Annotated in this window: 17 protein-coding genes and 1 riboswitch; all 17 genes read left to right on the top strand. The window is 53.4% G+C overall.

Annotated elements, in window-relative coordinates:
• Positions 1–45: 45 nt before the first annotated feature.
• The 17 genes from AC3G2T_RS32020 (at position 46) to wecB (ending at position 18189) form a co-directional block, all read left to right on the top strand.
• Complete coding sequence (locus tag AC3G2T_RS32020; protein WP_488438044.1) at positions 46–1587, top strand: spore germination protein; 1542 nt, start codon at positions 46–48, stop codon at positions 1585–1587.
• Entirely contained in the window at positions 1584–2684 is a 1101-nt protein-coding gene (locus AC3G2T_RS32015; protein WP_488438043.1) for a GerAB/ArcD/ProY family transporter, read from the top strand. Before AC3G2T_RS32020 ends, AC3G2T_RS32015 begins: the two co-directional genes overlap by 4 nt.
• Positions 2681–3796, top strand: coding sequence for a Ger(x)C family spore germination protein (locus AC3G2T_RS32010; RefSeq protein WP_488438042.1), 1116 nt, complete (start codon positions 2681–2683; stop codon positions 3794–3796). Before AC3G2T_RS32015 ends, AC3G2T_RS32010 begins: the two co-directional genes overlap by 4 nt.
• Before the next feature lie 61 nt (positions 3797–3857).
• Entirely contained in the window at positions 3858–4985 is a 1128-nt protein-coding gene (locus AC3G2T_RS32005) for a Ger(x)C family spore germination protein (RefSeq protein ID WP_474686743.1), read from the top strand.
• A 52-nt stretch (positions 4986–5037) separates the two neighbouring features.
• Positions 5038–6171: a GerAB/ArcD/ProY family transporter gene (locus AC3G2T_RS32000; protein ID WP_474686744.1), complete on the top strand. Its 1134-nt coding sequence runs from the start codon at positions 5038–5040 to the stop codon at positions 6169–6171.
• A 442-nt stretch (positions 6172–6613) separates the two neighbouring features.
• Positions 6614–7714: a redox-regulated ATPase YchF gene (gene ychF / locus AC3G2T_RS31995; RefSeq protein ID WP_488438041.1), complete on the top strand. Its 1101-nt coding sequence runs from the start codon at positions 6614–6616 to the stop codon at positions 7712–7714.
• Between the two features lie 35 nt (positions 7715–7749).
• Positions 7750–8826 (top strand): peptide chain release factor 1, encoded by a 1077-nt coding sequence (gene prfA / locus AC3G2T_RS31990; protein ID WP_488438040.1) that lies wholly within the window; start codon positions 7750–7752, stop codon positions 8824–8826.
• Positions 8826–9713 carry a peptide chain release factor N(5)-glutamine methyltransferase gene (prmC, locus tag AC3G2T_RS31985; RefSeq protein WP_488438039.1) on the top strand — a complete coding sequence of 296 codons (888 nt, stop codon included), beginning with the start codon at positions 8826–8828 and terminating at the stop codon, positions 9711–9713. Before prfA ends, prmC begins: the two co-directional genes overlap by 1 nt.
• A 127-nt stretch (positions 9714–9840) precedes the next feature.
• Positions 9841–10593 carry a stage II sporulation protein R gene (gene spoIIR, locus AC3G2T_RS31980; protein WP_488438038.1) on the top strand — a complete coding sequence of 251 codons (753 nt, stop codon included), beginning with the start codon at positions 9841–9843 and terminating at the stop codon, positions 10591–10593.
• Positions 10594–10683: 90 nt separating this feature from the next.
• On the top strand, positions 10684–11769 hold the full coding sequence (locus AC3G2T_RS31975; protein ID WP_488438037.1) for an L-threonylcarbamoyladenylate synthase: 1086 nt from the start codon (positions 10684–10686) through the stop codon (positions 11767–11769).
• A 64-nt stretch (positions 11770–11833) separates the two neighbouring features.
• Positions 11834–12394: a manganese efflux pump MntP gene (locus tag AC3G2T_RS31970; RefSeq protein WP_474686751.1), complete on the top strand. Its 561-nt coding sequence runs from the start codon at positions 11834–11836 to the stop codon at positions 12392–12394.
• A gap of 27 nt (positions 12395–12421) precedes the next feature.
• Complete coding sequence (locus AC3G2T_RS31965; protein WP_488438036.1) at positions 12422–13027, top strand: low molecular weight protein arginine phosphatase; 606 nt, start codon at positions 12422–12424, stop codon at positions 13025–13027.
• Positions 13028–13155: 128 nt separating this feature from the next.
• Positions 13156–13236, top strand: a riboswitch (ZMP/ZTP riboswitch).
• Between the two features lie 100 nt (positions 13237–13336).
• On the top strand, positions 13337–13795 hold the full coding sequence (gene rpiB, locus AC3G2T_RS31960; RefSeq protein ID WP_488438035.1) for a ribose 5-phosphate isomerase B: 459 nt from the start codon (positions 13337–13339) through the stop codon (positions 13793–13795).
• Positions 13796–13813: 18 nt separating this feature from the next.
• Positions 13814–14419, top strand: a complete 606-nt coding sequence (locus AC3G2T_RS31955) for a TIGR01440 family protein (protein WP_488438034.1) — start codon at positions 13814–13816, stop codon at positions 14417–14419.
• A 53-nt stretch (positions 14420–14472) separates the two neighbouring features.
• Complete coding sequence (gene glyA / locus AC3G2T_RS31950; protein ID WP_474686755.1) at positions 14473–15726, top strand: serine hydroxymethyltransferase; 1254 nt, start codon at positions 14473–14475, stop codon at positions 15724–15726.
• A 669-nt stretch (positions 15727–16395) separates the two neighbouring features.
• A complete protein-coding gene (upp, locus tag AC3G2T_RS31945) occupies positions 16396–17025 on the top strand; it encodes a uracil phosphoribosyltransferase (RefSeq protein WP_474686756.1) in 630 nt (209 codons plus the stop codon).
• Positions 17026–17046: 21 nt separating this feature from the next.
• Positions 17047–18189 (top strand): non-hydrolyzing UDP-N-acetylglucosamine 2-epimerase, encoded by a 1143-nt coding sequence (wecB, locus tag AC3G2T_RS31940; protein ID WP_474686757.1) that lies wholly within the window; start codon positions 17047–17049, stop codon positions 18187–18189.
• Positions 18190–18296 lie beyond the last annotated feature (107 nt).

Here is an 18296-nt window from a genome sequence, read left to right as displayed (position 1 = left end):
TCAATGGAACAGCAGAAGCAGACATCAAAAATGAGGTGATGAGCGATGCGCTTTTCGAACTTGTTCGGCAGGAGAAAGTATCATTCAGCCCCGCAGAGGTCCAATCGTCAGCAAAATAACGACTCCATCGGTACGTCCCTATCGCAAAATATCGCCGATTTACATAACCTGTTTACGCAAACTCCCGATCTGATCGTACGGCAATTTACAATCAAGCGCACGGGAGAGCAAGCCGCGCTTGTTTATTTGAGCGGGCTCGTGGATAAAAACTCGATCAACAACAACGTGCTCCGCCCGCTTCAATTCGAGGATGGGAGCGACGATGCGGACGGCGATTTTATTTTGACAATCGGCCAAGTTATTACGCTGCATGCGTGGGCGCAAATCGAGGTCGCAGTTCTGCATGGCCGCAGCATACTTTTTGTCGACGGACGGGCGGAGTCGTATTCTCTCGATACGCAGGGCTGGCCGCAGCGGGCGATTGCAGATCCGCAGCTTGAGGCGTCCCTGAAAGGAGCGCATCAAGGCTTTGTTGAAACGAGCACTCAGAACGTTGCGCTTATCCGGCGCTACATTCCCAACCGCGAATTGAAAATAAAGGAATTAAGAGTAGGGCAACGCGGGCATACTATCGTATCCGTTCTATACCTGGAGGATGTCGCGCATCCCGAGGTGCTGCAGGAGCTGGAAGACCGGATTCAGATGCTGAATATCGACACGATCATCAATACCGGCGAGTTGGCGGAGCTGATCGAGGATAATCCGTATTCTCCGTTTCCGCAATTTATTTTGACGGAACGGCCGGATGCTGCAGCATCGCAAGTTTTGCAGGGAAGATTCGTCGTTGTCGTAGACCGTTCTCCGAGCGTGCTCGTCGGTCCGGCCTCGTTCACATCGTTTTTTCAGAGCGTCGACGATTACAGCACACGCTGGTCGATCGCTACTTTTATCCGGCTGCTGAGACTTTTTGCGTTCTTTGTCGCCGTCTTTTTGCCGGCGTTCTACATAGCTGTCATTTCTTACCACTTTGAGATCATTCCCATCAAATTGCTGCTCACGATCGGGGAGTTCAGAGGACGTGTGCCGTTCCCTCCTTTCGTGGAAGCGGTCATTATGGAGCTTACGCTTGAAATGATGCGGGAAGCGGGAATTCGGCTGCCCGCTCCGGTCGGGCAAACGGTCGGCATTGTCGGAGGCATCGTCATCGGCCAGGCGATCGTACAGGCGGGGCTCATCAACAATATTATGGTTATTGTCGTTTCTTTTACCGCCATCGCTTCTTTCATCCTGCCCAACTACGATATGGTCGCCGCCATTCGGCTGATTCGCTTCGCGATGATGGTGGCCGCTTCGATGTTCGGCTTTGTCGGAATAATTATCGGAATGATGACGATGATAGGGCATCTCATTTCCCTGGAATCGCTCGGAACTCCTTACAGCACTCCGCTCGCGCCAATCCGGCTGGTCGATTGGAAGGACGCGTTCGTTCGCCTGCCGTTATGGAAAATGGATAGGCGTCCTGTCAGCGCGCGACCGGTTCAACCGATGCGGCAAGGCCCCAGCCGTCCCAAGGGTGACGATAAATGAGCAAAAATGCGGGTCATACGATTACCTCCCTGCAGTATATTTTTATCAATTCGGGTTTGCAAGTGAGCGTTTTTTTTGTAGCGCTGCCCAGAATAATGGCCGAACAGGCGGGTACGGACGGCTGGATCTCGCTCATTCTCGGTTGGGTTTTAACGATAGCGGCAAGTCTGATCATGATCCGGATCATGCAAAAAAATCCCGATGATACCTTGCTGGATTTGCTGACCAGATACTGGGGCAAATGGGCGGGCAGAGCGGGAGCCATCCTGTTTGCTATCTATCTCTTTTTCTACGGATACACAGGGCTCATATACACGATATTGATGACGAAGGCCTGGCTGCTGCAGCAAACTTCGCCCTTTCTCCTTATGCTGCTGCTGGTTATCCCTACGTATGTGATTGTTCGTGGGGGACTTCGGGTTGTGGGAAGATATGCGGAAATTGTATTTCTCCTTTCACTATGGATACCGGTTATTTATTTGTTTCCGCTAAAAGAAGCTCACTGGCTTCATTTGCTTCCCGTGCTGAAGGAAGGGTGGATGCCTATTATGAAGGGCGTGCCGGAAGCGCTCTATTTTTACATAGGATTTTCAACGACGTTTATGTTGTATCCGTTTTTGCAAAATAAGCAAAAGGCTTCCGCGAGCATTGTCGTCTCAAATACGATGACAATGTTCATACATTTGTTCGTCACAATCATTTGTTTTGTTTATTTCAGCCCGGACGAAATTTCCGGATACAACGAGCCTGGGGTCAATGTATTGAAAATAATTGAATTCAAGTTTGTAGAACGGATCGAAGTGCTGTTTATAGCGTTTTATTTGTTAGTGTTTTCCTTGGCATGGATTCCGACCATTTACTTGGGCGTAGTGTGCACGAGCTGGCTGCTCGGCAAGCAGGATCATCGGGGACAGTTGCGTGTGATTTGTTTGCTGCTTGCTGTCGGCACATTTTTCTACATGCCCACATTCAATCAAAACGACCGGATGGGACAATTTCTTCTTTACATCGGGATCGTCGTGGAATACATATTTCCCGTTTGTTTAATCATTTTGATGTGGATGCATGACCGGTTCCGGTGGAGGAAGAACTTATGAACAAACGGCGGATTTTTATGCTGGCTATCGTCATGGCTATCATCGTCTCGGGCTGTAGCGACCGACTGGATCTTGAAGACGCCGCAATCCCGCTTTTGGGGGGCTATGATCTCGATGAGAATAATAAAGAGGTTAACTTTGTGGTTATGCCTGTGTTCAGCAGAAGCGCCAAGAAGAAAAGCAAGGAACTCGGCGTACCTGTGCAGACGGTCAGACAGGGGAGGGGAGAATTGGATGCCTATACGCCGGGCATTTTTCAGGGCAGAAAGCTTATTGTCATCCTTGTCGGCAAACGCCTCTTGCAGCATCCTGGCTGGTTCAAGATTATGGATGTCTTCTTTCGCGATGCAAAAAATACGTTAACCTCCAGAGTCGTTATGTACGACGGTCCTCTCTCTGAAGTCATCTTCATGAGTCCGAAAGACCAGCCGTTCCTCCCCGTATTAGTGAAAGGGATGGTCGATACGAAGAGTTCGAGATCGGAGACGGTGAAAACAACGATGCAGGGGCTGCACCGGCAAATATATGAGAAGGGGATGACTCCCTATATTGCTGAAGTTCAGATGGATAATGAGATTAAGTTGAGCGGAACGGCCCTCCTTGATCATACGGGCAAATATGTCGCTTCTCTGGATGCGGAAGAAACCATTTACATGCAAATATTACAAAGTGAAGCGAAAAAAACGGTCAGCTTGACGCTTTCCATTCCCGGCTATCCGGAGCGTGGTCCGCTTAATTCGGACAAGTTAAGCTTTAGCTCCGAAAGAATAAAAACGAAGGTCAAGACCTCCTATCGCGACGACAAATTTCGTTTCGATTTGAGCATTAAAATGCCTATTGCGCTGACGGAACGGTTATTTCCTTACGATATGCGAGGAAAGGGAACCGAACTGGAGCAGTTGATCGCCGAACAATTGCAAAAGAAATTCGAGAACCTCATCAGGAAAATACAAAAGTATAAAATCGATCCGTTCGGCCTCGGGGTCTACGCACAAGCTTTTGAATATAAGCAGTACAAGAAAGTGGAAGATTATTGGGGAGAAACGTTCGCCCAAGCGGACGTACATGTATCCGTGAAAGTCACTTTGGAAAGTATGGGGCCCGTGAAGTGAAGTTTGCGACGCCATAGGGAGATTGACAGGGCGCAAGAACGATTGAGTGGAGGAGATGCTTATGATCAAGCGTTCACTGTATATCAGGCTTATCGCTATTGCCATAGCCTTCGTCATGATGCCGGGATGCTCCGACCGTCTGGATATGGAAGACGCCAATCTCCCCCTTGCGCTCGGCTTGGACCTCGATCCGGACAATAATCCTGTCATGTACTCGACTTTTCCGGTGTTCAGCAAAAATGTCAAGAAGAAGAGCCGGGAAACCAAAGCTAAAGCGCCAACGTTTCGCGAGTCGAGAGCCGGGCAGGACGCCCATTCGTCAGGCGTTTTCACAGGCAAGAACTACCAGGTGTTCGTTGTCGGCAAACGCCTTCTGAAGCATGAGGACTGGTTCACGATGACGGACGTCCTTTTTCGCGATTCGAAAAATACGGTAGCCGACAGGGTCCTTTATTTCGACGGACCTCTTTCCGAGATCATTTATTTGAATCCGAAGGATCAGCCGATGCTGCCTTTACTGCTGCGGGGGATGGTCGACACGAAGGACGCCCGTTCGGAAACAGTGAAGACGACAGTGCAAGAGCTGCACCGGCAAATGTTTGAAAAAGGGATAACTCCTAGCATTGCCAAAATCGAATTGAATAAGAATGAAGTTGCGCTTCGCGGAACGGCGCTTCTGAATCATAAGGGCAAATATGTCGCTTCACTGGACGCTTCGGAAACCGTCTTGCTGCGAATATTGCAAAACCGGGCGAAAAAGGCCGTCAGCTTGACGCTGGCGATTCCCGGAGAAACGTCAACGGATGCGTTCGCGACCGACAAGTTAAGTTTTTCCGCCGATAAAGTAAAGACGAAAACAAAGGTTGCCTACCGTCAGGACAAATTTCAATTCAATTTGAACGTCAACATGTTAATCGGAGTAACGGAGAAATTATTTCCTTACGATATTCAGGAGAAAGGAAAAGAGCTGGAACAAATTGTTTCCAAACAGATACAAAAGCAGCTTGAAACCGTTGTAAAGAAATTCCAAAAGTATGCAATCGATCCGATCGGACTTGGACTCTATGCCCGTGCGTATGAGTATCAGCAGTATAAGAAGGTTCAGGATCATTGGGGCGAAGCGCTGGCCCAGGCGGACATTCATGTTTCGGTAAAAGTAACGTTAAGAGCTATGGGACCTGTGAAATAAACGTTTGGCGAACCCCAATCAGCGCTCAAAACCGTCCGGAGGGTGATGGACATTGAAAAAATATGCGTTTAATGAAATCACGCTCATGCAGTTTATTTGCATCAGTTCCGGCGTTCAAGTGGGCGTGGGTTTGTTGAATTTGCCGCAATTGCTGGCTCAGCGGGCAGGTACGGACGGCTGGATCGGCCTTATTATCGGCTGGATATTCTCGACGTCGGCGAGCCTGGTTATGGTCCGGATCATGAAGAAATACCCTGACGGGACCTTGCTCGATCTGTTGACGCGATACATGGGCAAATGGGCGGGCAACGCGGGGAGCATCTTGTTTGCCTTCTATTTCTTTTTTTATGGATATGTAGGGATTACAAGGCTCGTTCTTTATACGAACCAGTGGCTTTTGCCGCAAACTCCGCCCTTTCTCGTCATGCTTTTGCTGCTCATCCCCACTTATGTTGTTGCGCGCAGCGGACTGCGGATTACGGGGAGATATGCGGAGCTTGTTTTTTTTATTTCCTTGTGGATTCCGTTTGCCTACCTGCCTCCGCTCAAGGACGCCCACTGGATCTATCTTCTGCCGGTTCTTAAGGAAGGCTGGAAACCCGTTTTCTCGGCGTTTCGAGCAACATTCATTTCCTTCGGGGGATTTGGCATAACGATGATGATGTACCCGTTTTTGACGAACAAGCAAAGGGCTTATGTCGGTGTTCTTGCATCCAACACATTGACGATGCTCATATTTTTGTCCGTCACGATCATCTGTTTCGTGTACTACAGTCCTTACGAAATGAAAGAGTACAATGAACCGGTGGTCAACATCCTGAAAGCCATCGAGTTTAAGTTTATCGAACGAATCGAAGTGTTGTTTATCTCGTTTTATTTATTCATGTTTTCATTATCATGGATACCTACTTTTTACTTAAGCGTATTTTGTACAAGCTGGCTGTTTGGGAAGCAGGATCACCGCAGTCATTTTCGCCTGCTCTGGCTGCTTGTTGCCGTCGGGACGTGTTTTTTTATGCCGACCTTCAATCAGAGCCACAAGATGGATCAATTTCTCACTTGGGCTATACTTGGCGTCGAATATGCGCTGCCTGTTTGCCTGCTTGGTTACCTTTGGTTCTACGACCGTTTGCACCGCGGCGGCGATCCGGCCGGAGCTCTTGGACCGCAAGAATCGGACAAATAATTGGCATGGGCGCCGTCTCTCCCAGTGTCGGTCGTGGAACTATACAACTGGACAGGAGACAGTTTGGCTGGGAGAAAACCTGCGAAAGTGCAGGTTTTTTTGAGAAATTGGCCTATTTTGGCGAAAAACCTGCAAAAGCGCAGGAATTTCCGCTGAAAGTAAATCTGAGTCCATATGTTAGGTGAAAAGCCTGCACTTTTGCAGGAATTCTTCATAGCTAGCTATCAAGGACGCAAATTCATGTATTTTTGCAGTTTTTTTATCGTACAGACAGGCAGATTGTGGCTATCGCCTCTGACGCGGGGGTTTTTGGGCAGTTTGAGAGTAATTAAGCGGTTTTTTCGCTTGCGGAAGTCTCTTCAGATAAGTGACATTAGGCGTGGACTAATATATAATGATTTAAGAATTTGACAAAATGACTATCAAGGAGTAGTGAATATAAATGGGTCTCTCTTGCGGAGTGGTCGGTCTGCCGAACGTAGGCAAATCGACTTTGTTTAACGCAATTACACAGGCGGGTGCGGAATCTGCGAATTATCCGTTCTGCACGATCGATCCGAATGTCGGAGTCGTGGAAGTGCCGGACGAAAGAATGCAGCGGCTGGTCGAGATCGTAGAGCCGAAGAACATCGTCCCGACCGCCTTCGAATTCGTCGACATTGCGGGTCTGGTCAAGGGCGCGAGCAAAGGCGAGGGTCTGGGAAATAAATTTTTGGCGCATATCCGCGAAGTCGACGCGATCGTGCATGTCGTGCGCTGCTTTGTGGACGAAAATATTACGCACGTATCCGGAAAAGTCGATCCTATCGGCGATATCGAGACGATTAACCTCGAACTGATTTTGGCCGATCTGGATTCGGTGGAAAAACGCATCGAGCGCTCCCGCAAAAACCTGAAGGGCGGCGACAAGAAATATGTCGCGGAAGTGGAATGCCTGGAGCGCATCAAAGAAGCGCTGTATGCAGATAAGCCGGCGCGCAGCCTGGATCTGAGCGATGAGGAGAAGCTGATTGTGCGCGATCTTCATTTGCTGACGATGAAGCCGGTTCTGTACGCGGCTAACGTGAGCGAGGAAGATGTGGCTTCCGCCGACGACAACCCGTACGTGCAAAAGGTGAAGGAATTTGCCGCTCAGGAAAATGCCGAGGTTGTGCCGATCAGCGCGAAGGTGGAATCGGAAATCGCCGAGCTGGAGGACGAGGAGAAGGCGATGTTCCTCGAAGAGCTGGGACTTAAGGAGTCCGGCTTGAATAGATTGATTAAAGCGGCTTACAAGCTGCTCGGTTTATATACGTATTTTACGGCCGGCGTGCAGGAAGTACGGGCATGGACGATCCGCAAGGGGATGAAAGCCCCGCAGGCGGCCGGCGTGATTCACTCGGATTTCGAACGCGGCTTTATCCGCGCGGAAGTAGTCTCCTACGATGATCTTACCGCGGCGGGTTCGATGAACGGAGCGAAGGAAAAAGGCCAGCTTCGTCTGGAAGGCAAAGAGTACGTCGTGCAGGATGGAGATGTTATGCATTTCCGCTTTAACGTTTAAAATAAAAGAAAATCGATAAAAAGGAGTGATCCGAAATGTTAGATCGACTTCAGGCACTGGCGGATCGCTATGAGAAATTAAGCGAGCTGCTGTGCGATCCTGATGTTACCAGCGATACGAAGAAGCTCAGAGAGTACTCCAAGGAGCAATCCGATCTGCAGGAAGCGTACGACGCTTATATTCAATACAAAAGTGTGACGGAACAGCTCGAAGAAGCCAAAATCATGCAGAACGAGAAACTGGACGACGAGATGCGTGAAATGGTCAAAATGGAGATCGATGAACTTACGGAGCAATCCGCGCAGTTGGAGGAACAGCTCAAAATTCTCATGATGCCGAAGGACCCCAACGACGATAAGAACGTGATCGTGGAAATCCGCGGCGCCGCAGGCGGCGACGAAGCGGCTTTGTTCGCTTCGGATTTGTACCGCATGTACACGCGCTACGCCGATGGGCAAGGATGGAAGACCGAAGTGCTCGACGCCAGCTTGAACGATTTGGGCGGCTTTAAGGAGATCATCTTCATGATCACCGGCAAAGGCGCCTACAGCAAGATGAAGTTCGAGAGCGGCGCGCACCGTGTGCAGCGCATTCCTACAACGGAGTCCGGCGGGCGGATTCACACGTCGACTTCGACGGTGGTCGTGATGCCGGAGGCGGAAGAAGTGGAGATCGACATCAGCGACAACGATATCCGCGTCGATACGTTCTGCTCCAGCGGAGCGGGCGGGCAGTCGGTCAACACGACCAAGTCGGCGGTGCGCGTGACGCACATCCCGACGGGGATTGTGGCGACTTGCCAGGACGGCAAATCGCAGAACTCGAACAAGGAAAAGGCGCTGCAAGTGCTGCGCACCCGGATTTACGACAAGATGCGCGAGGAAGAGGAAGCAAAATACGCCGGCGAGCGAAAAAGCAAAGTCGGCACCGGGGACCGCAGCGAGCGCATCCGGACTTACAACTTCCCGCAAAGCCGGATTACGGATCACCGGATCGGCTTGACGCTGCACCGGCTGGATTCCGTGCTCGGCGGCGACATGGACGAAATCGTGTCGGCGCTCACGATCGCATCCCAGTCCGAGCTGCTGGAAAAAGGGGAGCAGGCGATGTGATGCCGACTGCGAAGACGATTAGAGAAGCCTATGCAGAGGCTTCTTCTTTTTTGGCGGCGCAGGGCGTGGCGGAAGCCGCCGCCTGCGCCGAGCTGCTGCTCCAGCACCTGCTGGGCTGGAGCCGGACCGAGCTGCTCCTGGGCTGGCAGGAGCAGCTGCCGCCGGAGCTGGCGGACCGCTGGAGCCAGCTCGTTGCCAGGAAGGCCACGGGCGAGCCGGTGCAGTATATCACCGGCGAGCAGGAGTTTTTCGGCCTTCCTTTTGCCGTTAGCGGCGCGGTGCTGATTCCGCGGCCGGAGACCGAGCTCCTCGTGGAAGCCGTGCTGCATGAGGGCTCGCGGCTGTTCCCGCAAGGCGCGCCGCTCCTTGCGGACGTAGGCACCGGGAGCGGCGCGATCCCGGTGACGGTCGCCCACGCGCGCCCTGCGTGGCGCGTGGCGGCCAGCGACATCTCCGCGGCGGCGCTGGAGATGGCCTGCGCGAACGCGCGGCGGCACGGCGTGGCCGCGCGCGTGGAGTGGCTCGAGGGCGATCTCCTCGAGCCTTATATCGAGCGCCGTCTGGCGCCGGATATACTGGTGTCGAACCCACCGTATATCCCGGACAGCGACCTTCCGGCGCTGATGCCCGAGGTGCGGCTGTATGAGCCGCACACGGCTTTGTTCGGCGGTCCGGACGGGCTGGACCTGTACCGCCGCATGATCGGGCAGCTGCCGCTGCTGCCGCGAATCCCGGCCGTGGTCGGGTTCGAGGTCGGCATCCGGCAGGCGCAGGACGTGGCGTCTATGCTGCGGGAAGCCGCCGATTGGGACGAGATCCGCATAGTGCCGGATCTCGCGGGCATCGATCGCCACGTTCTGGCGATCCGTGCGCCGGAGCGGGATTGAGGGACTATCCCGTTCCTCTCTCTTTCATCCTATTTTTCTATCGAATTTTAAATAGATTGCTAGGTTTAGCCCCTTTTATTTTTGCCCATACTGTCTGGTAGAAGCGAAGGGAAAGGGGCTTTTCCAGATGGTAAAGAGAGTGAATCGTTCTTATAAATTTTTATGGTATACGGCTTTTGCACTTATCGTTTTGCTTGCAAGCTGGGATGGCAATCGCACGAATGCCGCGGTCGTGGCGTCGGAAATCCCGAAAGAGTCGATCCGGCTGCGCATTCTTGCCAATTCCGACTCTGCGCCGGATCAGGCGCTTAAACGCGAAATTCGCGATGCGATCATCGCCCGCATGCAGGAGTGGGTCGTCGGTCCGCATACGCTGGACGAGGCCAGAGCCGTCGTGAGGGCGCATTTGCCGGAATTCGACGCATTGGTCGGCCGGATGATCCGGGAGCGCGGCTACGATTATTCGCATACGGTAGAGCTGGGCATCGTTCCTTTTCCTACAAAATTGTACGGCAATACGGTTTATCCGGCCGGTGATTACGAAGCGCTGCGCGTGACGATCGGGAGCGGATTGGGACAGAATTGGTGGTGCGTGTTGTTTCCTCCGCTGTGCTTCGTCGACTCGGTGTCCGGAGAAGCGGTGGCGACTACGGCCGAGGTTGTGGCCAAGACGGAGCCGGCGGATGCGAAGGCCGCTTCCGGCAAAGAGGCGCCGTCCGCCAAAGCTGCCGATAAAAGCCAGGCCGCCGGCAAACCGGCGGTAAAGGCCGGTGCGGGCGATACACCTGACGGTAAGTCGGCTTCGGCCGGAGAACAGAAACCGGAAGTTAAATTTTTCTTATGGGAAATGCTCAAAAAAGCGGCATCCTGGTTTGGCTGATCAAGTGATCAAGCTGATCCCGGCTGATCGGAAGTTGCGGCGAAATCTTATGCCGATGCCGGAAAATGGGCGGAACAACACGCAGTAAGGATGGAACTTAATGTGACTATATATTGGAAATTGGATGCGGACGGCGGGCCGCGGGAGGAACAGGCCGCGATTGCCGAAGCCGCACGGCTGCTTAGAGACGGCGACACCGTAGCTTTTCCGACGGAAACGGTGTACGGGCTTGGCGCGGATGCTACGAGCTCGGAAGCGGTGGCGCGTATTTTCCAAGCCAAAGGCCGCCCGTCGGATAATCCGTTGATCGTTCATATTGCAGATATCCGGCAGTTGGATAACCTCGTAGCGGATTCAGCTGTCACCTACGGGCACCGGTTGTTGATGGAGGCATTTTGGCCGGGACCGCTAACGATCGTGCTGCCTGTGGAAGCGGGCGGCATTTCGCCGCTTGTGACGGCGGGACTTGCTACGGTGGGCGTGCGGATTCCCGACCATCCCGTCGCGCTGCGTCTGCTCCGGGAAGCCGGGTGCCCTGTTGCGGCTCCTAGCGCAAACAGCTCGGGCAGACCGAGCCCTACCGCCGCATCCCACGTCAAGGAGGATCTGGACGGCCGGATCGGCGGCTTGCTGGATGGCGGGCCTACGGGAGTCGGGGTGGAATCGACGGTTATCGAGATCGTCGATAACGAGATGTACATTCTTCGTCCGGGGGGCGTGACGGCGGAACAGCTGCGGGCGGTTCTGCCGGATGTGCAAGTGCACGAACCGGCGAAGGAAGCATGGAGCGAAGAAGCGGAAGCGCCGCGTTCGCCGGGGATGAAATACACGCATTACGCTCCGAAGGGCCGTATGCAAATTGTTCAAGGGGCCGCACCGGATGATGTGGCGGCCTGGATTCAGCGCGATATCGATGCTGCCCGGGAGCGGGGAGAGTCGACAGGCGTCCTCACCTATGAGGAAAATGCGGGAAAGTATCGCGCCGATCTCGTAATTGCCTGCGGCAGCTTGTCTCGCCCAGAGACGGTCGCCCGGGAGCTTTACGCCGCTTTGCGGCGTTTTGACGAAGAGGGCATTGGTTATATTAATGCCGAGGCTTGTCCGGAGGACGGCATCGGCCAGGCGATTATGAATCGTCTGCGCAAAGCGGCCGGTCATCGGCTTGTTCGAGTATAGCTGGCATGATTCCCGGTTTGTCCGCATATCTTGGGAAAGAAACCGTGGACAGGGGGACTGCAGCATGCTCGCATCATCCTTTGCACTTGGGCAGCTACTTACCATCATCATTATGGCGATTGCATTAGGACTAGATGCTTTTTCCCTGGGGATAGGGATCGGTATGAGGGGCGTCCGCTTGCTCGACATTCTCAAAATCAGCGTCGTTATCGGCATTTTTCATATTATTATGCCTTTAATGGGGATGTTCATGGGGCACTACGTCAGCTCTCTTCTGGGACATGTCGCTACTGCTGCGGGGGGCTGCCTGCTGGCTTTGCTGGGGTGCCATATGATATACAGCTCGCTTCGCGGCGGGGAAGCCGTCTCTTTCGACCACCGTACTTTGTGGGGGCTTATTATTTTCGCGCTCAGCGTAAGTATAGACTCTTTCTCGGTGGGGGTATCGCTGGGAATGTTCGCTACGGATATCGTGCTGACGGTGCTTGTATTCGGCGCCTTCGGAGCGCTGATGTCGATTGGCGGCCTGCTCGTAGGCAGACGCGTCGGACACTGGGTCGGCGAGTACGGCGAGGCATTTGGCGGGTTGATTTTGCTCGCATTTGGGATCAAATTTTTGCTGTGATACAATAAAGGGGAGGAGGAGGGGATCATGTTGCGAATACTTTTTGTCTGTACGGGAAATACGTGCCGCAGTCCATTGGCCGAGGGCTTGCTGCGGGTCAAGGTGCAAAAAGAAGGGCTAGCGGCCGAGGTCCGTTCCGCCGGCGTATCCGCTGTTACGGGAGGGGCCATTTCTCACAACAGCGACGCGATTTTGAAAGAAGCGGGTTTCCGGGACAAGATCAGCTCTCTTTTTATTGGGCAGGCCGAGGTGCAGTGGGCGGATTTGATTTTGACGATGACGGTCGGCCACAAGCGTTCGGTTGTTCAGCGTTTTCCGGATGCCGTGGATAAAATTTATACGCTCAAGGAGTACGTGGAGGATAATCCGGACGTGCTGCGCGCGATGGAGGAGCGGGAACGGCTTGCAGCCGAGATTCAGCTCAAACAAGCGCTGGCTCAGACGGTTTCATCCGAAGAAAGAAGCCGGTATTTGCAGCTGGAAAGAAGCATTCCCGATTACGATATTTCCGACCCGTTCGGCGGTTCCATAGACATTTACCGGGCAACGGCCGAGGAAATCGGACAATGTCTGGATAAGCTGGTGCAAAAGCTGCGCGAGCGGCAGAACGGATCGAATTTGCTGGGCCCTTAGGACTGATTCCTAGAAAAGCGGGTTTGGAGCGGATCCGGCGGAATCGGCTTGCCTTGCCTGCGCGAACCCGCCCCGCGGATATCACCTTTACAGGCACGCCGGAATGCGATAAAATAGACGTATTGATTGAGACTCGATGTAACTGGCGACGAGTGGGGTTAACCACAATGGAGCATCGGGTTATACGGCCGGTCGCCTGGGCAAAAGAGCAACGCGCGTACTTTCGCGTGTCCTGCTCTTTTTTTCGTTTTCCGGTGGGTAATGGGCTATAATAGGAAGGACAAATGAATTTTAAAGGAGCGTTTACCGATGAAAATTGCATTGGGTGCGGATCATGCAGGGTATCGTTTGAAAGATGTCATCATTCCTTTTATCGAATCATTAGGCCACCAGGTTTTGGATCTCGGCTGCAGCTGCGCGGATTCCGTCGATTACCCGGATTATGCGCTGGAAGTATGCGAGAAAGTAGTTGCCGGGGAAGTGGATAAAGGCATCCTGATTTGCGGGACAGGCATCGGCATGTCGATTGCCGCCAACAAAGTTCCCGGAATCCGCTGCGCGCTCGTTCACGATCTGTTCTCCGCCAAAGCGACCCGCGAGCATAACGATACGAACGTATTGGCTATGGGCGAGCGCGTCATCGGGCCTGGCGTTGCCGAAGAAATCGTGAAAATTTGGCTGGAAACGGAATTTTCGCAAGGCGTTCGCCACCAGAACCGCATCGGTAAAGTTCAAAAGATCGAAGAGCGCTTCGCGCTTCATCCGTAAGCCGCGGGAGGGAATCCGATGACTGATTCCATTCTGCCTACGATTGCTGAAGCCGTTGAAGCCAATCTGCGTGAGCTGGTTCGGGCAGGGGGGTTGAAGCCCGGACAGCTACTTGTCATCGGCACCAGCACGAGCGAAATACTCGGGCATCGCATCGGCACATCCGGGACGCTGGACGCGGCGGAGCCGATCTTTCAAGCGGCCGGGCGCGTGTGCCGGGAATTCGGGCTGCACGCGGCATTTCAATGCTGCGAGCATCTGAACCGCGCGCTCGTGCTGGAGGAAGACGTGCTCGCGCTGTATCCCCGTCTGGAGCCGGTGTCCGTCATTCCGGTGCCGAAAGCCGGGGGCGCGATGGCGTCCTATGCGTACCGCCATTTTGCCCGGCCCGTAGTCGTCGAGACGATTGAGGCTCACGCCGGGATCGATATCGGCAGCACGCTCATCGGTATGCACCTTCGCCGTGTCGCGGTGCCGGTTCGTCCGCCGGTGCGGAATATCGGCCACGCCTATGTGACTATGGCTTACACGCGGCCGAAGTTGATCGGCGGCATGCGGGCTGTGTACTCGGAGGAGACAGCCGAACAGCAGTACGCTGCCGCGTCTCCGAAAGCGGATTGTTAGTTTCGCTGCGTTTGTACGTTTAAATACAAAGAAGACCAGGGAGGAAACTGAACATGTCTACTAACTTTTTAAGCAAGCAAGATCCGAAAATCGCAGAAGCGATGAACTTGGAACTGGGCCGTCAACGCGACAAAATCGAGCTTATCGCATCCGAAAACATCGTCAGCGAAGCCGTTATGGAAGCTATGGGTACGGTTCTGACGAACAAATACGCGGAAGGCTATCCGGGCAAAAGATACTACGGCGGCTGTGAATACGTCGATATCGTGGAAGATATCGCGCGCGACCGCGCCAAAGAGCTGTTTGGCGCCGAGCATGCGAACGTACAGCCTCATTCAGGCGCGCAAGCGAACATGGCCGTTTATTTGGCCGCATTGAGTCATGGAGACACTGTTCTCGGCATGAACCTGGCACATGGCGGTCATTTGACGCACGGCAGCCCGGTGAACGCTTCCGGCATTTTGTACAATTTCGTCGCTTACGGCGTCAGCGAAAAAGACGGCCGCATCGATTACGACGAAGTCCGCAAAGCGGCATTCAAGCATAAGCCACGCATGCTCGTTGCCGGCGCGAGCGCATATTCGCGCATTATCGATTTTGAAGCGCTGGCTTCCATCGCGAACGACGTAGGCGCATTGTTCTTCGTAGACATGGCGCACATCGCCGGTCTGATTGCCGCAGGCTTGCATCCGAATCCGGTGCCGCACGCCCATTTCGTAACGACTACGACGCACAAAACGCTTCGCGGTCCCCGCGGCGGCATGATATTGACCCGCAAGTCGTGGGCGGCCGCCATTGACAAAGCCGTATTCCCGGGCACCCAGGGCGGACCTTTGATGCACACGATCGCGGCAAAAGCCGTATCTTTCGGCGAAGCGCTGCAGCCTGAATTCAAAACTTACGCGCAAAACGTCATCAACAACGCGAAAACGCTGGCCGAAGCTCTGCAAGCGGAAGGCATCGAGCTCGTTTCCGGCGGCACCGACAACCATTTGATGCTGATCGATCTGCGCAGCCTGAACATTACCGGTAAAGACGCGGAGCATGTTTTGGACGAAATCGGCATTACGGCGAACAAAAATGCCATTCCTTTCGATCCGACAAGCCCGTTCATCACAAGCGGCATCCGCGTTGGCACGCCTGCGGCGACTTCCCGCGGCATGGGCGAAGAAGCGATGAAAACGATCGCGAAAGTCATCGCGCTTACGCTTAAAAATCCTAAAGACGAAGCGACGCTCGAACAAGCTCGCGGCATCGTGAAGGATTTGACGGCGCAATATCCGCTTTATCCAGGTTTGAGCTATTAATTGATTTTGATCTGCAACGACCGACTCCGGATGATGCCGGGGTCGGTTTTTTTAAGTTTACGGGGGCGGAGTGCTCCGCAAAACCTGCCCAAACCCTCAGGACGCCGTAGAAGTCACCCTAAAGAATGAAAATAATCGGGTCTACTTGCTCTTTGATGATGCCCGGAAACCTGCACGCCAGAGCCGGTCGCACAATCTGCTTGTTAGTATGAGGAAAACCTGCAAAAGTACAGTTTTTTCCCGGTTGAAACGCCGGTGACGAAAAATTCCTGCAATTGTGCAGGCTTTTCGCCGCGAACAGGGGCTCTGGTTCATTTTTATCGAAAATTCCTGCACTTTCGCAGGCTTTTCGCCAAAACGAACCATTTATGCGGAAAAAACCTGCATTTTTGCAGGCATTTTCTCTGCCAAACCGCCTTGTGGCCTCGACGCCAGTGCCGCAACCGGTGGAAGGAGTAACGCGGCCTCCACTCCAGCACCGCAACCTGAACCGGAAGCTCGGCGGGGGACGAATTGCCTGTTTTCTTTTATTAAATTTGTGAAATGTTCCAATGGTTTTTCAGAAGATAAGTTGGATAACATATGATATAATAGACAAGATTTGCGTAATTGTCGATATACGCGCTTACAAAGCAGGTTTTGCCGTGCAAAACGCTTAGGAGGAAACCCATGGGAAAAGTATTCATCTGCGATCATCCGCTTATTCAGCACAAACTTACCTACATTCGTGATGAAAATACGAAAACAAAAGATTTTCGCGAACTCGTTGATGAAGTGGCCACTTTAATGGCTTATGAGATTACTAGAGATATTCCGCTTGAACATATTCAAGTGAAGACGCCTGTTACGACTGCCGATTGCCGCATCATTTCCGGGAGGATGCTCGGTCTTATTCCGATTTTGCGGGCGGGTCTCGGGATGGTGGACGGCATTCTCAAGCTGATTCCTGCGGCGAAAGTCGGACATATCGGACTTTATCGTGATCCGGATACGCTTCAACCTGTCGAATACTATGTGAAGCTTCCGACGGACGTTCAGGAGCGGGAGCTGATCGTGATCGATCCGATGCTGGCTACTGGCGGGTCGGCCAATGCGGCTATCGACGTGTTGAAGCGCAGAGGCTGCACCCAAATCAAGCTGATGTGCCTGATTGCGGCGCCGGAAGGGATTAAAGCCGTGCAAAACGAACATCCGAACGTCGATATTTATGTGGCCGCCGTCGATGATTATTTGAACGATCACGGCTACATCGTGCCTGGCTTGGGAGACGCAGGCGACCGGTTGTTCGGGACCAAATAAGCAAAAGGGAGACAGAGACCGATGAAACGCTTGAAAGTCATTACGATTTTTGGCACCAGACCTGAGGCTATCAAAATGGCTCCGCTCGTTCTGGAGCTGCAAAAACATCCGGAACATATCGAATCACTCGTGTGCGTAACGGCGCAGCACCGCGAGATTCTGGATCAAGTGCTGGATCTTTTCAAAATCAAGCCCGACTACGATTTGAACGTGATGAAAGACCGGCAAACGTTGAACGAGATTACGATCCGCGTTCTGCAAGGGCTGGAGCCTGTTTTCCGGGAGGCGAAGCCGGATTTGATCCTTGTCCATGGCGACACTCTGACTACGTTCCTCGGCAGCTACGCCGCGTTCCTCCAACAAATTCAGGTGGGCCATGTGGAAGCGGGACTGCGGACGTGGAACAAAATGTCGCCGTATCCGGAAGAAATGAACCGGCAGTTGACCGGCGTTCTCTCCGATCTTCATTTTGCCCCGACGGATTTGTCGGCGAGTAGCCTGCGCAAAGAGAACAAGCCCGAAGAGCGCATCTACATAACGGGGAATACCGTAACGGATGTGTTCCAATACACGGTGCAAAAAGATTTTCAGCATCCGATTCTGGAATGGGCGGCCGGCCGCAAGCTGATTCTGATGACGGCGCACCGCAGGGAGTCCCAGGGGGAACCGCATCGTCAAATTTTCCGCGCCGTGCGGCGGATTGCCGACGAGTTCACGGACATCGCCATCGTGTATCCGGTGCATCCGAGTCCGGCCGTGAAGGAGCCCGCCCACGAAATTTTGGGCGACCATCCGAGAATCAAGCTGATCGAGCCTCTTGACGTGTTTGAATTGCACAATTTTTATCCGCATACGCACATGATCCTTACCGACTCGGGAGGGATTCAGGAAGAAGCGCCGTCATTCGGGGTGCCGGCCCTGGTGCTGCGCGAAACGACGGAGCGTCCGGAAGGCATTGACGCAGGCACTTTGGAGCTTGTCGGCACGGACGAGGAGCAGGTTTACGAGCGTGCCAGAGCCCTGCTCACAGACGCCGCTTTGTACAATAAAATGAGCCAGGCGGCCAATCCTTACGGGGATGGAAAAGCGTCCCAGCGCATCGTTCAGGCCATTCTGCACCATTTTGGCCTAGCTTCCGACCGGCCGGCGCCTTTTCAACCGTGACAAAATGATGACAAACGTTACAGCGTACAGTTGAACTGTTCGGTTTGAAAATCGGCAAACCCTAGAGCCGTAAGGCTCTGGGTCGTTCTGGCGAAAGAAACACAAGA

Source organism: Paenibacillus sp. sgz302191, assembly GCF_057749925.1.
This window is presented reverse-complemented; position numbering and strand designations above follow the sequence as displayed.

Coding starts and splice junctions, on each gene's coding strand:
- AC3G2T_RS32010 (WP_488438042.1), top strand. CDS start 2,681: ATGAACAAACGGCGGATTTTTATGCTGGCTATCGTCATGGCTATCATC.
- AC3G2T_RS32005 (WP_474686743.1), top strand. CDS start 3,858: ATGATCAAGCGTTCACTGTATATCAGGCTTATCGCTATTGCCATAGCC.
- prmC (WP_488438039.1), top strand. CDS start 8,826: ATGCCGACTGCGAAGACGATTAGAGAAGCCTATGCAGAGGCTTCTTCT.
- ychF (WP_488438041.1), top strand. CDS start 6,614: ATGGGTCTCTCTTGCGGAGTGGTCGGTCTGCCGAACGTAGGCAAATCG.
- AC3G2T_RS31955 (WP_488438034.1), top strand. CDS start 13,814: ATGACTGATTCCATTCTGCCTACGATTGCTGAAGCCGTTGAAGCCAAT.
- AC3G2T_RS31975 (WP_488438037.1), top strand. CDS start 10,684: ATGGAACTTAATGTGACTATATATTGGAAATTGGATGCGGACGGCGGG.
- wecB (WP_474686757.1), top strand. CDS start 17,047: ATGAAACGCTTGAAAGTCATTACGATTTTTGGCACCAGACCTGAGGCT.
- AC3G2T_RS32020 (WP_488438044.1), top strand. CDS start 46: ATGCGCTTTTCGAACTTGTTCGGCAGGAGAAAGTATCATTCAGCCCCG.
- prfA (WP_488438040.1), top strand. CDS start 7,750: ATGTTAGATCGACTTCAGGCACTGGCGGATCGCTATGAGAAATTAAGC.
- glyA (WP_474686755.1), top strand. CDS start 14,473: ATGTCTACTAACTTTTTAAGCAAGCAAGATCCGAAAATCGCAGAAGCG.
- rpiB (WP_488438035.1), top strand. CDS start 13,337: ATGAAAATTGCATTGGGTGCGGATCATGCAGGGTATCGTTTGAAAGAT.
- upp (WP_474686756.1), top strand. CDS start 16,396: ATGGGAAAAGTATTCATCTGCGATCATCCGCTTATTCAGCACAAACTT.
- spoIIR (WP_488438038.1), top strand. CDS start 9,841: ATGGTAAAGAGAGTGAATCGTTCTTATAAATTTTTATGGTATACGGCT.
- AC3G2T_RS31965 (WP_488438036.1), top strand. CDS start 12,422: ATGTTGCGAATACTTTTTGTCTGTACGGGAAATACGTGCCGCAGTCCA.
- AC3G2T_RS31970 (WP_474686751.1), top strand. CDS start 11,834: ATGCTCGCATCATCCTTTGCACTTGGGCAGCTACTTACCATCATCATT.
- AC3G2T_RS32015 (WP_488438043.1), top strand. CDS start 1,584: ATGAGCAAAAATGCGGGTCATACGATTACCTCCCTGCAGTATATTTTT.